General features: G+C 34.7%; 15 protein-coding genes. 11 read left to right on the forward strand and 4 right to left on the reverse strand.

Annotated features, from left to right (window positions below):
• Positions 1-665 precede the first annotated feature (665 nt).
• A complete protein-coding gene (gene pepF, locus DF185_RS05785) occupies positions 666-2,573 on the reverse strand; it encodes an oligoendopeptidase F (protein ID WP_110359789.1) in 1,908 nt (635 codons plus the stop codon).
• A 263-nt stretch (positions 2,574-2,836) separates the two neighbouring features.
• Between pepF and DF185_RS05790 the strand changes: the two genes are divergently transcribed.
• From DF185_RS05790 to DF185_RS05820, 7 genes are all read left to right on the forward strand, one after another.
• Positions 2,837-3,697: a nuclear transport factor 2 family protein gene (locus DF185_RS05790; RefSeq protein WP_110360134.1), complete on the forward strand. Its 861-nt coding sequence runs from the start codon at positions 2,837-2,839 to the stop codon at positions 3,695-3,697.
• Positions 3,698-3,706: 9 nt separating this feature from the next.
• On the forward strand, positions 3,707-4,081 hold the full coding sequence (locus DF185_RS05795; protein ID WP_110359790.1) for a pyridoxamine 5'-phosphate oxidase family protein: 375 nt from the start codon (positions 3,707-3,709) through the stop codon (positions 4,079-4,081).
• 145 nt (positions 4,082-4,226) lie between these two features.
• Positions 4,227-4,490, forward strand: a complete 264-nt coding sequence (locus DF185_RS05800; protein ID WP_110359791.1) for a cysteine-rich small domain-containing protein — start codon at positions 4,227-4,229, stop codon at positions 4,488-4,490.
• Between the two features lie 77 nt (positions 4,491-4,567).
• Positions 4,568-5,422, forward strand: coding sequence for a helix-turn-helix domain-containing protein (locus DF185_RS05805; RefSeq protein WP_110359792.1), 855 nt, complete (start codon positions 4,568-4,570; stop codon positions 5,420-5,422).
• A 107-nt stretch (positions 5,423-5,529) separates the two neighbouring features.
• Complete coding sequence (locus DF185_RS05810) at positions 5,530-6,375, forward strand: SDR family oxidoreductase (protein ID WP_110359793.1); 846 nt, start codon at positions 5,530-5,532, stop codon at positions 6,373-6,375.
• A gap of 141 nt (positions 6,376-6,516) precedes the next feature.
• Complete coding sequence (locus tag DF185_RS05815) at positions 6,517-7,059, forward strand: Crp/Fnr family transcriptional regulator (RefSeq protein WP_110359794.1); 543 nt, start codon at positions 6,517-6,519, stop codon at positions 7,057-7,059.
• Between the two features lie 76 nt (positions 7,060-7,135).
• Positions 7,136-7,726, forward strand: a complete 591-nt coding sequence (locus DF185_RS05820) for an NAD(P)H-dependent oxidoreductase (protein ID WP_110359795.1) — start codon at positions 7,136-7,138, stop codon at positions 7,724-7,726.
• 115 nt (positions 7,727-7,841) lie between these two features.
• On the opposite strand, the gene DF185_RS05825 is transcribed toward DF185_RS05820, so the two are convergent.
• From DF185_RS05825 to DF185_RS05835, 3 genes are all read right to left on the reverse strand, one after another.
• On the reverse strand, positions 7,842-8,678 hold the full coding sequence (locus tag DF185_RS05825) for a hypothetical protein (protein ID WP_110359796.1): 837 nt from the start codon (positions 8,676-8,678) through the stop codon (positions 7,842-7,844).
• Positions 8,679-8,907: 229 nt separating this feature from the next.
• Positions 8,908-9,555 carry a DUF5675 family protein gene (locus DF185_RS05830; RefSeq protein ID WP_110359797.1) on the reverse strand — a complete coding sequence of 216 codons (648 nt, stop codon included), beginning with the start codon at positions 9,553-9,555 and terminating at the stop codon, positions 8,908-8,910.
• Positions 9,556-9,874: 319 nt separating this feature from the next.
• Positions 9,875-10,606, reverse strand: a complete 732-nt coding sequence (locus tag DF185_RS05835) for a hypothetical protein (protein WP_110359798.1) — start codon at positions 10,604-10,606, stop codon at positions 9,875-9,877.
• A 1,086-nt stretch (positions 10,607-11,692) separates the two neighbouring features.
• Here DF185_RS05835 and DF185_RS05840 point away from each other — a divergent pair.
• The 4 genes from DF185_RS05840 (at position 11,693) to DF185_RS05855 (ending at position 16,201) form a co-directional block, all read left to right on the forward strand.
• A complete protein-coding gene (locus tag DF185_RS05840; protein ID WP_165835953.1) occupies positions 11,693-13,144 on the forward strand; it encodes a TlpA family protein disulfide reductase in 1,452 nt (483 codons plus the stop codon).
• Positions 13,145-13,192: 48 nt separating this feature from the next.
• Positions 13,193-14,713, forward strand: coding sequence for a DUF4369 domain-containing protein (locus DF185_RS05845; protein WP_110359800.1), 1,521 nt, complete (start codon positions 13,193-13,195; stop codon positions 14,711-14,713).
• Positions 14,714-14,736: 23 nt separating this feature from the next.
• Positions 14,737-15,462 carry a hypothetical protein gene (locus DF185_RS05850; RefSeq protein WP_110359801.1) on the forward strand — a complete coding sequence of 242 codons (726 nt, stop codon included), beginning with the start codon at positions 14,737-14,739 and terminating at the stop codon, positions 15,460-15,462.
• 160 nt (positions 15,463-15,622) lie between these two features.
• A complete protein-coding gene (locus DF185_RS05855) occupies positions 15,623-16,201 on the forward strand; it encodes a porin family protein (protein WP_165835954.1) in 579 nt (192 codons plus the stop codon).
• Positions 16,202-16,340 lie beyond the last annotated feature (139 nt).

Here is a 16,340-nt window from a genome sequence, read left to right on the forward strand (position 1 = left end):
GAGAAGGATCTAATTCGACTTCCATTTTCTATCTTTTGTCGACCTTAGCCAATAATGTTCCGAGCAGAGCCCATGACATTCCAGCATTAGCCAATCACGCTCCGGCATTAGCCAATAACATTCCGGCCTTAGCCAATCACGCTCCGGCATTAGCCAATGACATTCCGGCCTTAGCCAATCACGCTCCGACATTAGCCAATGACGTTCCGGCCTTAGCCTAAAGCATTCCGCCATTTATCCATGATATTCCGACAGTTCTTTATTATCGCGCACCATCGGAATGCTTTAAAGTACCAGTAACAGCTAATAAACTAGTGACAGCATTACTTAAACATGCAACTACAAGCAGTAAAGGAGTATGAACAGACCATGGAGGTAGATCGACTAGCTTTAGAATTCCAATAACAAATATAAAAATTACAGTGCTCCGCACCGCCCAAATCTTTTAGACTATCAACCTACAAAGCTTACGCAGCTCTGCTGCTTTTCTGAAGAGAATTGAGTATTACCTAGGTGCAAAGCAGCTTGACAATTATAGATAACTTGATAATTTAACGAATATTAAGGTACAGAGTACCCTTATCTATTTCATTAAGATTTTGAAAACTTTCAGAAAAAAAAAGCAGCTCATGTGAGCTGCTTTCTATATTTATAATGCTAATTAATTAGCTTTTCTTCACTTTTTCAAGTTCTGCAGCCAATTGATCAACCAATTCATCTAACTGATTGATAACAGCCATAATGGTTTCTGGTTTCGACAAATCAACACCAGCTTTTTTTAACTGCTCCATTGGGAAATCATTACCTCCTGATTTCAATAGGGTCAAATATCTCTCCAAAGCAGCCTTTCTATCTTTCTTGTCACCTTCCATTACATCCTTGTATAACTTCGCCGATGAAGCAAAACAAGTTGCATATTGATATACATAGAATGGTGAATTGTAGAAGTGTGGAATTCTTGTCCAAGGATAGTTTGAATACTTGGTCTTTTCTGTAGCATCACCATAATACTCGTTGGCAATACCACCCCAAACATTCGTTAAAATCTCAGCATTAACAGGTTTTCCTTGCTCTACCATCGAATGAACCTGATATTCGTAATCAGCAAACATGGTTTGTGCATAGAAAGTACCAATAATACCTTCAATAGCTTGAGTCAACAAAGCAATTCTCTCATTAGGATCTTTGGTATTTTCCATCATGTGATCCAACAACAAACGCTCGTTAAAAGTAGATGCAACCTCGGCTACAAAAATGGTATAACCATGCGTAGCAAATGGCTGATTTTCGTTAGAAAGAGTTGTGTGCATTGTATGTCCTAACTCATGCGCTAAAGTAAACACATAATCCAAAGTTTCATCATAATTCAATAGCATGTATGGGTGAACACCATAAACACCTGCTGAAAATGCACCAGAACGTTTTCCAGGGTTCTCGTATACATCTAACCAACCGCTTTCAGTTGCTTTTTTCAATTTAGCTTGGTACTCTTTACCCAAAGGTAGAACCGACTCAACAACTACATCAACAGCATCTTCATATGGATAGTTTTTATTAAAATCAGTCAAGCTGATAGAACCATCAAAGCCATAGTATTTTTCAAGACCCAAAACTTTCTTTCTAAGTTCTACATACTTGCGCATTGGAGCAGTGTTTTCCTTCACTGTCTTGATCAAGTTCAAGTAAACATCCTTAGGAATGTTATTTCCCTCCAATTTAGCATCTAAACATGATTCATAGTTTTTAGCACGAGCACCTGCCCAGTTTGCCTGAACAATACCATTGTAAATGGCTGCATATGTGTTTTTATTCTTGTAATACACATCGTACAATGCTTCGTAAGCTTTCTTACGATCTTCCTGGTTAAGGTTGTTGGTTACAATTTGTGAGTAAACACCTGGTGTAACTTTTACTTTTTTACCATCAGACAATTCTACTTCCTGGAACTCGATATCAGCAGTTGAAATAGCTTTAAATACACTACCAGCAGTACCAGTTACTTGTGAGTAATAAGAAAGTAATTGCTCCATTTCTTCGCTAAGAACATGCTTTTGCAAACGGTACATGTCCAATAAGTCGAATTTATGATCTTTTAAAGCAGGATTTGAAGCAACCCACTCTTTCATTGTAGCTTCTGGAATCTGAATCATCTCAGGTGAGATCCAAGCAGTAGCCACACCAAATTGTGCGAATAGCAACTGAACTTTCTGAAGCTTAGCCATTAGCTCCATATTTCTTTGATCAACAGTACTCTGAAACGAAACAAATTGGTATACTTTGTATGCCTTCTTCATTAAATCTTCCTGAATCTTCAACATTTCTGCTAAATTCTCAGAACTCTCTCCCAATTTACCTTTAAAACCTTGAATTTTTTCCATATCTACCGAAATGGCTTTAAAATCAGCTTCCCAAGCTTCCCAATTTTCGTAGATATCAGAAAAATTCCATTTGTATTTCGCTGGAATTTCTTCTCGTGTTTTATAATTTACCTGTGCTGTAGCTTGCCACACAGTACATGAAATAAGAAGAGCTAAAGTAAAAACTCTTCCTATACTCCTTAGTTTAGTGTTCATTTTTTAAAAGTATTAATAGTTAATTTTTTCCCATTAAGGCAAATATATGGTGATATTGCATGATTACATGTCTAAACTGATTGGAATCTTGCGATTTTTAGATCATTGCAATTATTCTCCGATAAGCATGTACTTTTTCTGGTTATAATTGATTGCCTAATTCAAAAAACATTCAATTTTTACCATTCATTGTCCTAAAATTACCTTTCCTGAATGTTGATACCACCTCATCTTTGCAGCAACAAATTTTAATTCAAAAAACTATGAAGAATTTAGTATTAGTATTGGCATTAACAACGCTTCTATTTTCATGTGATAATAGCAATGCAAGTGAGGAGATTAGGAACAAGCAAAAAGTGATAGATCTTTTAAAATCGATTGAAAGCGGCGCCACAAAACCTGTAGAATACATCAATCCAAACCAATATATTCAGCACAACCAAGCTGTTGGCGATGGTCTGGAAGGTTTTGGAGCAGTATTGACACAATTGACTGAAGCTGCGAAAACTGATCCTTCCTTAAGTCCAAAGGTAAACACCGTTCGAGTATTTGGAGATGGAAACTATGTATTTGCGCATACCGAATACAACTTTTTCGGTCCTAAAATTGGTTTTGACATCTTCCGTTTCGAAAATGGTTTAATTGTTGAACACTGGGACAATTTACAGGAAAAAGTAAATAAAACAGCTTCGGGGAGAACACAAATTGATGGTCCGACAGAGCTAAAAAATCTTGATGCAACGGATGACAACAAACTTCTTGTGAAAAATTTAATTCAGGATGTTTTCCTAGGAGCAAATCCAGATAAAATCACCGATTACATCTCAACGGAGCAATACGATCAGCACAATCCAGCAGTAAAAGATGGTTTGGCAGGATTATCTGAGGCTTTAAGCGCTTTAGCCGAAGCAGGAATGCCTATGGTTTACGAGAAAAATCATATTATTCTGGGCGAAGGCAATTTCGTATTGTCTGTATCAGAAGGAATTTTCATGAAAGAGAAAGTTGCCTTTTACGATTTATTTAGAGTTGAGAATGGTAAAATCGTTGAACATTGGGACACCATAGAAAAAATCACACCAAATTCAGAAGCAAAAAACAACAACGGAAAATTCAATTTCTAATCTCAAATAATGAAAGAATATATCGATTATTTAATCAAATCGAAGTTTCAGTATTTAGCTACAATTGGTCTCGACCATAAACCAAAACTTCGTCCATTCCAATTTATGTTTGAGCATGATGGAAAGTTATGGTTCTGTACCTCTAATCAAAAAGAAGTATACAGAGAACTGCAACAAAACAGCTCAATAGAACTATGTGCTTCCCAAGAAGACATGTCTTGGATACGACTTAATGCCAAAGTAATATTTGAAAATCACATGGAGGTGAAAGAAAAAATTTTGGAACACAGTCCATTGGTTAAACGCATTTATAGCGAAGCTACAAACCCATATTTCGAGGTATTCTACCTTGCTAATCTGAGTGCTACAATATCGAGAATTTAACAGATAATTGATTCCTTAAAGCTCATTGAAGAAAATTCTTCCTTGAGCTTTTTAATATGCTATTAAACTTGTTTCAATTTGAAATAATCAAAATCAAAAAACTTAATATTGTAAACAGTTTTAATGGAAAAGAAAAGAAGCAATCATGTCAGAAAATTACAAATTTGTACAGAATACAAAATGTGAATATTTCCCTTGCCATAAAGTGAAAAACGAAAGTGAATTCAATTGCCTGTTCTGCTTTTGCCCACTTTACATGTTAGGTGATAAATGTGGAGGAAATTTCTCATATACCGAAAATGGTATCAAAAATTGTAGCGAATGTACCTTACCACACTCAAAGAATGGCTATGATCATGTAATGAGTAAAATGGGTTTGGTTATGGAAAAGGGAAAAAAGGAAGATTAGATAAATCTAATATAAAAGAGTCGGTTAAACTGACTCTTTTGTTATTTTTAAGATTAAAATCAAAACAAGAATCGCTAATGAGTGAAACCAATATACCCAAATATAATTTCAACAACAAAAGCTCTAAATTAGGATTAGAAATAATTCCTTTGCAAAGAATATTAGAACATTCACAAAGGAATAATCACAAAGCACACCGATTGAACTTCTATCAGATTTTAATTTTTACCAAAGGAAGAGGTGTACACGAAGTGGATTTTGAGAAAATCGCCTACTCAGAGAACACTGTAATTCCTGTTGCCATGGGACAAGTTCAACGATTCTCAGACAATGATCAAGCCGATGGATATGCATTGCTATTTAAACCTGACTTTATAATTAAGGGAGATATGGATTACCAATACCTTTACGACTACTCTATTTTCACCCATTCGATAAAACCTGTCAGCAATATTGCCAACAAGGAGGTGTATAGCCTATTACAAGAAATGATTATCGAGCAAAATAAAGATGATCTATTCGATACATCAGACTACCAACGGAATCTTCTGAAAAACTTCCTTATCCAACTTGAACGAAACAAGCGACAAAGAGTAGATATCGTATGTAACGATTCATTTGATTTGTACATACGCTTCAAAAAAATAGTAGAAGAGAAAATTTCCTACAAGTTACGTGTAGGTGATATTTGCGATGAATTAAATGTTACTACCAAACAATTAAACGCTGCCATTAAGTTATTTGTAAGCGCTAATGCCAAGCAATTTATCGAAGACAGATTGGTTTTAGAGATCAAACGACTATTAGGTTATACAACCCTTTCAATTAAGGAAATTGCGTTCGAAATTGGCTTCGAAGACCCAACCAATTTCACCAAATACTTCAAAAACAGAGTAAATATGCTACCAACTGAATACCAAAAACAGCTCTAAACCTATTTTTACCATTCAAGAGAACTTTTTTACCTTTCCTACTCCTGCACGCTCCTATACTTTTGTAGTGTAAGATTTAAAAATACAAATCATTAAAAACAAAGTATATGAAAATTGCAGTTACAGGAGCAACAGGACAATTGGGTAGTATTGTTATTGAAGAATTAAAAAAGAGAGTTTCAGCAGAAAATATAGTAGCATTAGCACGTAACACAGAAAAAGCCGCTGCATTGGGAATTGAGGCACGTGAATTTGATTACAGCAAACCTGAAATTTTAGACAATGCATTAAAAGGTATTGACAGACTTCTATTGATTTCGGGAAGTGAAATTGGACAACGAACGCAGCAACATAAAAACGTAATCGACGCAGCTAAAAAAGCTGATGTGAATTGGATTGTTTACACCAGCATTCTCCATGCAGACACAACCGATATCGTTTTAGCACCTGAACATGTGGAAACAGAAAAAATCCTTAAAGAATCTGGTGTTGAACACACTCTTTTAAGAAACGGATGGTACCACGAAAACTACACAGTATCTGTTCCTGGAGCTGTTGGAGGTGGTGCATTTCTAGGAAGTGCTGGAGAAGGGAAAATTTCATCAGCGGCTCGTGCAGATTATGCCGAAGCTGCCGCAATGGTACTTGCTGACGAAACACATAAGGGTAAAACTTATGAACTGGCAGGTGATGAATTTTACACCCTAAGTATGTTGGCAGAAGAAATTTCTCGTCAGACTGGGAAAAACATTCCTTACAACAATTTACCGGAGGAAGAGTTTGCAAATATTCTTGAAAATATCGGGCTTCCTGGGGGATTTGCAAAGGCATTGGCGAACTGCGACATCAGCGCTTCAAATGATGCCCTGTTCAACAATTCTCATGAGCTTTCGAGAATTTTAGGAAGACCTACAACCCCTATTGCCGAATCTGTAAAAGTGGCTTTGCAATAAATCAAAAACAGATCAATAAATAATATAATAGGGAATTTCAGAAGTGAAATTCCCTTTTTGTTACCAATACATTTCTATGTAATTTTTGCATCAGAATGGCAAGATTCTTACATTTATCAGCTCTGACAAGAAAATTGCCTCATGGAAAATTTAACAACTTCAGATATTCTATATCAAGATCAGTTTAAAGGTTTTTTTGAAAAAATTGATATCCCTGCTAAAACAACGCTATTGAGAGAAGGTGAAATTTCAAAAAAAATCTTCATGATAATAAAAGGTTGTGCACGATTGTGGTTTAATAACAATGGAAAAGACATAACTTTTCAATTTTTTTTTGAAGGAGAATCTGTTTCGTCTATAGAAAGTTTTCAGTTAAATCAACCAAGTAAGTTTAGTATAGAAACCATTGAAGCTTGTGAGATTATAATGGTAAGCAAATCAAATTTTCAAAAAATATTAGAGAATAATGCATCTGTAAAAAAATCAATGGAAGATGTCATTATTCGACGCCTGTTAGCTTATCAAAATTTATTCTTGTCACGAATTAAAGATAGCCCTCAAAAAAGGTATGAGGAACTTACTCGTATCAATCCAGAAATTTTAAAACGTGTACCACAACATTACATCGCCTCCTATTTGGGCATCACTTCCGTTTCATTAAGTAGAATCAGAAATCGCCGATAGTTATTTCTTAACAATTGTTATCGTTTCGCCCTTGTTGTTCCCATTAGTTTTGTCACTGTACAAATCAGATAAAATTATGAGAACACTTATCGTATTCAACCATCCTTATGATGGCAGTTACTGTAATGCAATATTGCAATCGGTACAAAAAGGACTTCGCAAAGCACAACATGAAATAGACTTGATTCATCTTGATAAAGATGATTTTAACCCAGTAATGAGCAGTGATGATCTTTTGGCCTTTATCAATCGTGAACCAGTCGATCCGAAGGTACTGGAATACAAGTCCCGCCTCGAAAAATCCGATCATTTGGTATTTATATTTCCAATCTGGTGGGAACTAATGCCAGCACTTACCAAAGGATTTATCGATAAGGTACTATTTCCAGGACTTGCCTATCAATACAAGGAAAATGGTTTAGGTATGAAACCTCTTTTACATCACCTTAAAAGTGTAAGCGTAGTCACCACCATGAATACACCAGGTATTGTGTATCGATTCCTTTTTGGGAATGCAATTAAGAAATCACTATTAAGAGGTACATTTTGGAAAATGGGCTACAAAAATCGAAAATGGATCAGCCTGAATATGGTAAAAATGGTTTCGGAGGAAAAAAGAAAAAAATGGTTGGTAAAGATTGAATCCAAGTTTGCTAAATTGAATTGAAGGCACATTCACCACACCTCACTGTTGCTGTTTTTATTTGTTAAAATATAAACTAATACCCCAGTCAGAACAGATTTCTCAGACTGAGGTATTTTGTATTTTTCTCTATAGCTTCCTAGTTTACATTACTGTCATTTTTCTTTTTACACTTCATCATATAGCTAAGAACCGCTTGCAGGTCGTTAAAATCATTCCCACTGCTACATTTCTCCATATTTAAATTTACCTGCAAACCGGTTGCCATTGTATACTCTAGCCTTATAAATCCATACATTTCAGAATAATACATCTTTAAATAAGACTTGCCAATATCTGAATTTGCACTAGCATTAATCACAAAACACTCCAAATCTCCCATAGCAGTCTTAAGTTTTAATTTTTTAGCTATTTCATAATCATAATTCAACATCAATTTGCCATTCCAAACACCCCATTTTTCATGGCTCCAGGAATTGGATATTTTCATTTTATCGCTCCACTTCTTACCTATTTGTAACGGAAGTTTCACGAAAGGAAACGGACAGGTTTCCAAGGCTCTAAAGAATCCTTCCCTTGGTGGGTGAATCCATGTATTATTTGAATTTTCAACAATTCCCGTCCTGTTAAAAGAGTTATAGTTTGGTTCAAATATGTAATAAATTTCAGTTTGATTCTTATTGGTTCTAGTCTTTGCATTTACTTTGGGAACAAGCAACTGAATCTTCAAATTTGTAGTATCTAAACCCTCCTTAATTAGCTCAAAACCACTACCCGCATGCATACCTTTATTAACACTCAGCTTGTATTTTTCACCATTATCTATAATCTCATAATCATAAACAAAAGCATTCCCTGTTTTAAAGATTTGATTGTTTTCGTCGACCTGTTGTTTTTCGATTACAAGTGTTTTAAATTGTTGCGAATAAGCAATATTGCAAACCAATAAAGAGAGCATTAGAATTTTCAGTTTCATCTGTTTAAATTTTATTTTTTGGCTAAATGGAACTCTCGATGAATTTAATCATTCTCGTGTGCGCAATTTAGAATGCTAAAATTCATGTTCGGTTCATTTTTTACAATTGTATTGTTGTTATTAAGATTATATCATTTTCAAAGCTTATCGATTGCAATTGCATCCATAAACAAAACAATCCGCCAAAGCATATAGCCTAGCGGAACTTACTTTCCTGTTTTTTGATATTTCAAGATTCTTCCAAGTACTCCTCGGCAACCCAACCTTCAATCAACACCTTGCTCCAACCATCTTGCGATTCGAGAACCTTGGTTGGTGTTTTTTGATTTAGAACACCTTCCACTTCCCCACTTGGCGATTTTCTTAAATTAAGCTTATCGGCAGCTACAACAGCATTTGTCAATTGCTTTTGATTGTTCTTAGCAGGAATGCCATCTAAAATCTCGATCCAAACTCCTTCTCCATCCTCAATTGCATCTACAATAATCTTATAGATGCCCTGGTATGCCTTAACACTGCTACTAACAAAACCTTCTTCTATCTGATTGTTATTGGCACCATCACCCACCAATATACACCCTTCAGTATCTTCCTTTGTATTGCCAAAATGAATATAAACGTATTTGAAATTCGGCACATTCAACAAATGCAGCATTCCTTTGTGCATATTCGGAAACTTTTGACTGTACCGATGATTTTGTCCACCTTCTGTTCTCAGGGTAATTCCATACATCCCTGCAGGTATACAGGTCTCCCCTGGTATTTTCTCTTCACGCGCTGCATCTTCGAGGGTATAACATGAAAAATACCCATCAATAAACAACATGCCCAATGTAGAGCTTTCCGACATGCTGTATCGTATCAATTGTAGATTCATCTCTTTTATAATCAGTTAAAGGTATATTTTTATCAATGAATTATATTTTAAAGAAATTAAAGAGTAAGCTGAATGTCAATAGCAAATCCACCTATATTGCTCCTGTAATTTTTTAATTAATCTGTAAATTTTCTATTGTTTTATTTTTCGATGATTTAACTTTATTTATTAGCTTTACAAAGCAAATGGCTCTGTTGTGTTTTTATGCATTGCATTTTTTGGTTTACTGACATTTACCATAGGTTTTTTAAAAACACCAACAGAGCACATTTATTTTTCGACATTAGTGAACCTTTGGGTTTCCATGCCCATTGGTTCACTATTTATTTTCAGCAGTTTCCGTTTCTACCTCTTCTTCATCTTGCGGTTCATTCTTCAGGTACTGATACCGGAAACCATATGTACGCATCTTTCTTCGTACATTAGAAGATTTATCTTTTCGCACTGCAAATTGAATGTAATCGGCAATTTCACGAATCAAATCATCAATAGGCTCACGCATTTGGTCCAACTCCTTTTGAACCATTTCATAGGCCCGATCAGCAGGCACAATCTCAGCCATCTCTTTCTGAGAAGCGGTAAGCACATCTCCAATTTCTTCAGCCGATGGGTTTGCCATGGCTGGAAATCCTGCAGCAATAGCATTCACATCTCCCTTTACAATGTTCTCACTTGTTTTTAGCAAATCTTCATCTTTTCTAAAATCTGGCAACTCACCATTGATAGCAACATTGTAAAAACGCAAAATTTCGGCTGGATGTTCAAGACGAATGGTACGACGCTTAAGAACATCGAAAAAATCTCGCACATATAAATCCAGTTTCGAAAAGCATTCCTGCTTCTCTCGGACTTCTTTAGACTTTGTAGACAAACTTGCATTAAACTTGTCATACACCGACTGATAAGCACTTTTTTGTGTTTCAATATCAGTCAACAACTCAGCAGGTAAAAATCCTTTACCCAATTCTGCATCATTAGATGCAGTTACAGTAACCCGATCAAGTAATTTTAATCTTCCCAGATCAGATCGAGGATAAACCAAATAAGGCATATTTATTGATTTTAAAATTGAAAATCAGAACCCGATTCACATACCGCTTCACAAGTTCCATTATCTAACTCTTATATTTAACATTGTTTTATGATAGTTTTCCTTATATAATGGGCTTTGTAGATTATATACATACCCTTCGGACGAAATTCCGAGCACGTTGCATGAATGTACAATGACCTCGGATGAAAATACGCACCCCTTGTAAGTTACATGCATACCCCTCGGACGAAATTCCGAACACATTGTATGAATGTACAATGGCCTCGGATGAAAATACACACCCCTTGTAAGTTACATGCATACCCCTCGGACGAAATTCCGAGCACATTGTATGAATGTACAATGGCCTCGGATGAAAATACACACCACCTGTAAATTACATACATACCTCTCGGATGAAATTCCGGGAACATTGTATAAATGTACAACACCTCAGGCTAATACCTATGCACTTTGTTAATTATGAAAAAGGTCTCAAATATGTAATTTACCCTCATGTAAATTACATACACACCTCCTTAGAAAAAGTTTAAAGCGCATTTTATATTCACATATTGCACTTCTAATAAATCCAAGCCCTTTATTAACACCTAAAATCAAGTTGTATTTCTATCCCTTGCAGACCACAACGACACATTATCCTGTATCTTGGGATTTTACGGTTAGCAGCAGTTGGTTGTCAAATTTCATTTGTAGTAGCATAATAAGTCTATTTTAGAATTCACCTATCGCCTCTATCCAACATATTCTTTCTTAAAAACGATAATGAAGTTATAATTATTATAAGAAACCAACAAATATTTTAACATTATTTTTGTTAATCCTATATCAAATAAATTGATATTACTAAAAGTTTCGTTTTAATTTTTATGATTTCTTGCCTAAAGAATAGATGTTGTGTACATTTAACAAATTGATGTAAAATAAATATAGAATTGTAGACCATTTTAGGAATTCACAACTATGGTCATTGCATTAAAAAATATCACTTTAATTCAGATTAATTTTATGAGACATTACCTTCTTTACATTTTCTTCATAATCTCGATAATAAGCTTGCCTTCTTGCAAGCAATCCAAACCTTTGCAAGCAAACAAAGCAATTATAAGCGGCGAAGTAATCAATTTATCCCAACACAAAAATAAAACATGGATCGAAATATTACATCCTGATATTTTTGCTCAATCAGCTCCCTTCAAACAGATTAAAATAGATTCTACCGGTAAATTTAGATATGAAGCCGAACTTATAAGTCCCTGTCTTTGTTGGGGAATTTATAATAAATGGTTTCCATTCGTAATTAGTCCTGGTGATAGTTTACATTTCACCATTGATGCGAATATTTGGAATGATAAGTCAAGAAAAGCAATATCAAAAGAAGATTATATCCAAATAAGCGGTACAATAAAAGAAGACTATAATAAAATTAGAAAATTTCAAGAATGGGCGAGCGACTCTTTATACACAAGATCTCTTAGGCGATCTATTGATGAAGCAACAAAGACAAAATCACCTGAGGAATTTAAGAATTTCATATCTAAAATAGAGAGTAATACTAAAAGTATAATTGAAAAATTTGGAAAAGAATTTGGTGCAGGACCATTGTATTACGACATTCTTAATACAGAAAACCAATTCAGAAACTTAGATGATTTAATGCGCTATTGGTGGTCAAATCCTATGATGAATAACGTTAAAACAGAAGATAATGAATTGCCAAAAAATTATTTCTCCTTTCTGGAAAATTACAATATGAACAATCGTAATTTCTTTGTTTTACAACAATCAGATGTACTTAAAGAGTTGCTTAAGCTATATCTATTCCAAGATAAAGAACTAAGAGAGATCGATTTTGACATTCGCAAGAACAAAGAAAATGCAAATGTCCCTAACTCCTACTTTTCTGAACAAGCAAACTACATAGATAAGAGCTCATCTGGGATAACTAGAGATATGCTTTTGTATTTATTTACCATTCAAAATTTCAAGCAAACACCACAAAACTCATCAACAGCTTACTCCGCCGTTAAAGATTTTATTGAAGATTCGTACATAGCAAATCACCTACACAAAGAATACAATAAACTCACTCTTAAAAAGAAAAATAGCTCAACTGTAAAACCAAGCGAACATACAGCACTAGATTCTCTTATTGATGTGAATAAAGGCCAAATATTATATGTTGATTTTTGGGCGCCTTGGTGTGCTCCATGCCTATATGAAATGAAGCCTTCCCAAAAATTGAAAAAGAAACTAAATGGCAAGCCAGTTCAGTTTGTTTATTTAGCCTGTAGAACGAATAAAGACAAATGGGAAACTGCAATTGCAAATAAAGATATCATTGGAATAAATGTTTTACTCTCCGATGAGGATTATCAAACACTTAGCAAAAGATACAATATCCAGGGAATACCTCATTTTTTATTGATAGACAAATCGGGCAAAGTAGTAAATCAAAATGCCCCAAGACCAAGCAATAAAAATATTGAAACTCTTATTTTAAAACTAAACAACGCAAAACAAAACGCGAATTAGAATATTAGATAATCTCATAACCAAATCACAAATCAAAACACCCAAAACATGAAAAGAATCCTATTAATTGTAACAGTTCTGATGACTTTATCTATTACTGGTAAAGCCATCGAAAAGAACACCGTCACTTTTGTTCTTAACGGTCATATAAAAGGCATAAACAAAGGAGAAATTGTATTACTCGCATTTACAAAAAATGGTTTTCAAAGAGACACCAGTAAAATTGAGAATGGAAATTTTTGTTTTACAGGCAACTACCCCAATCTAGTTCAAGGCATGTTAAGTCTAAAGGCAAAAGGATTGGGAATTAAATCTACTCCGAGAAAAACGATTATGCTCGAGAATGTAAAAATGAAACTTGAAGGATCTGTTAATGATTTTAAAAATGCCAAAATTACAGGATCAGTTATTCATGATGATTATGAGCGATACGAAAAAGGCAGAAAGCCAATAATGAAACTCAATAGAAAAGAGCGAAATCCAGCATTAAAAAAATACAAAAAGGATTTTATGCAGAAGAATCCAAAAGCGCAATTCTCAGCATACCTGGTGAAAGAAGAAACCTTATTTAAAACCTATGAGGAACTATACGAATTGGTGAAAGATTTGCATCCTGATTTAAAGAAACAGCCTTATGTCGCCCAATTAATTAACAAAGTGGAAAATATGCGCCGATTAGAGATCGGTTTGGATAAAATCATGGATGGAGTTAATCCGGTTTCGTACCAAGTAGATAAAGCATACAAAGGGAAACAAATTCTGGATGTAATTTATTTGGCAAGTTTTACAAACAATCAGCTTTGCGCCCTTAAAAAAGATGGAACCATCTTAATTTTAGATGAATTAGGAAAAATTGCAAAACGATTTAAGCCTTCCATTTCAGGCAAACCTACGGCAATTTCTGTGGATATCGAAAACAATATCTATATCCTATCATGCGAAATGAAACTCATAAAGAAAAAGATTCGAGGCAGAATGATATCAAAAGAATTGCCTGTTGGAGTAGAGTGCCAAATTTTCACGAAAGAAGGTGAAGCAATTGGCAAATACAAACTATCAGGAGTTCATATTGCTTCGGGTAGTCGTGTTGTAGATCAACATCTAATCGTATCGGATTGCAAACTAAAAAAGATTCAGATCCACGATAGAACATCGGGCGAGCTTTTAAAGGAGATAGACGACATGCGAGCATGCTGCGGCATTTTGGATTTCTCTGTAAATCAAAAAAAGGAAATTATTGTAGCCAATTTAGGAGCATTTAGAGTTCAGGGTTTCGATTACAACGGAAACAGTTTAATGGCATTTGGCAAGCGAGGAAAAGAGTTGGGTGATTTTCATGGTTGTTGTAATCCTGTAAGTGTTGCTACCCTATCAAATGGTGCTATTGTTACCGTAGAGAAAGATCCTACACGAATTAAAATTTACAGTAACAAGGGAGCAAAACAAATAAAAGGAATCGAGGAACTGGTAAAAGGTTGTAATTTCATACCTATGATTGTTGACAACAAAGACAACCTTTATCTGGCTTCAGAGAAGAAAGGAATTGTGAAATGCAACGTAGCTAAGTAAATTCAAATAACAAATAGATTAGAATGCAGGAACAAACAATCATCATTGCCTTTGTAGCGATAATTGCCATCGTATTTTTATTGGCATTTTTCTTTAGTAAAAAAGCAATCATCAAGCGTAAACTAAAGAATTCAGAACTTAAAAGACTATCTAGTTTCAGAAGTGGAGAAACAGCCAGAATAGTAGGGAAAGTAGAATTTGTTGACACTCCATTAATTGCTCCTCTTACCGGACGAAAATGCTCTCTTTATCATGTATTGATTGAGCAAGAAAGGTCAACTGGGAAAAGTTCGACATGGGATACCCTTGTTGATGAGGAAAGACACTGCAAATACGTAATTAAAGATGGCAGCAAGTATGCTTATATTAACGATACTCTTTTAAAATCATACATTGTTGAGGATGCCAAGTACAAATCAGGTTTTTTGAATGATCCGACCGAAAATATAGAGTCTTACTTAAACAGTAAAGGAATTGATACTACCGGTTTCTTTGGGTTTAACAAAACCTTACGATGCAAAGAGGGAGTTCTGGAAAAGGATGAAGAAATTGCTGTCTTTGGTCATGGAGAATGGAAAGCGGCCATAGAATTAGGTCTTCCGGAAAAATATGGTCAAGTTTTGGAAATCACCTCTACTGGCGAAGAAGCCATTTACCTAAGCGATGATCCTGATACAACAGAGGAAAATGAGATCAACATAAATTCGTCAAGGAAACATGAGGTAAAAAGAAGTCGATACAGGAAGTAGCATATGATATAATTTCTACTTATAAATTGACATAAAGAATATACATCTTGACAAACACTTATAATTTATTCATCAATCAAAATTGATTTTATATTATACACCATAACACAAAACAAGTTTATTTTGTATGTTTACTTCGCTAATTAAAAAAACAAATCACATGAAAAAAATTTTACTACTAGTTGCTGTACTATTTGTTGGTACAAGTTTATTTGCTCAAGATGTTAAATTCGGTGCTAAGGGAGGTTTAAACTTTGCAAATTTCAAAGGAGATGACGTTGATGATACAGATATGAAAACTGATATTTTCATAGGTGCTTTCGCAAGATTTGCTATTGATGAAAAACTTGCATTCCAACCTGAATTGGTATATTCTCGACAAGGTTTTAAAGCGGATGGTAACGGTTCTGATGTCAAATGGAAATCAAACTACCTTAACATTCCATTGTTACTTAGAGCTGAATTAGCTGAGAAATTTCATGCTATAGCAGGTCCTCAAATTGGTATTCACTTAAGTTCTGAAGGAGAATCTGATTCTGGTAGTACAACTATCACCGAAGATATAGATGATGCAATGAAAGATCTTGATTTTGGTCTAGCTCTTGGTTTTGAATATGATATATCTGAAAAAGTTGCCTTAGGCTTACGATACAATCTAGGGCTATCAAATATTATTGATGCAGATGATGCTAAAGTTCAAAACTCTGTAATCCAATTGGGAGTATCTGTTGCTTTCTAAAACTTTACAACATTAAAGATATTAAACCTGTCCACTTGGGCAGGTTTTTTTATACTACAAAGTCAATTCAAAATTACCGAGATTCCTATAGCCATTGTGCAAGAAGTATTCTATTTTTGTCGCGAATTTCCATTTGGAA

The sequence above is a fragment of the Marinifilum breve genome (assembly GCF_003202155.1).
Taxonomy (GTDB): domain Bacteria; phylum Bacteroidota; class Bacteroidia; order Bacteroidales; family Marinifilaceae; genus Marinifilum; species Marinifilum breve.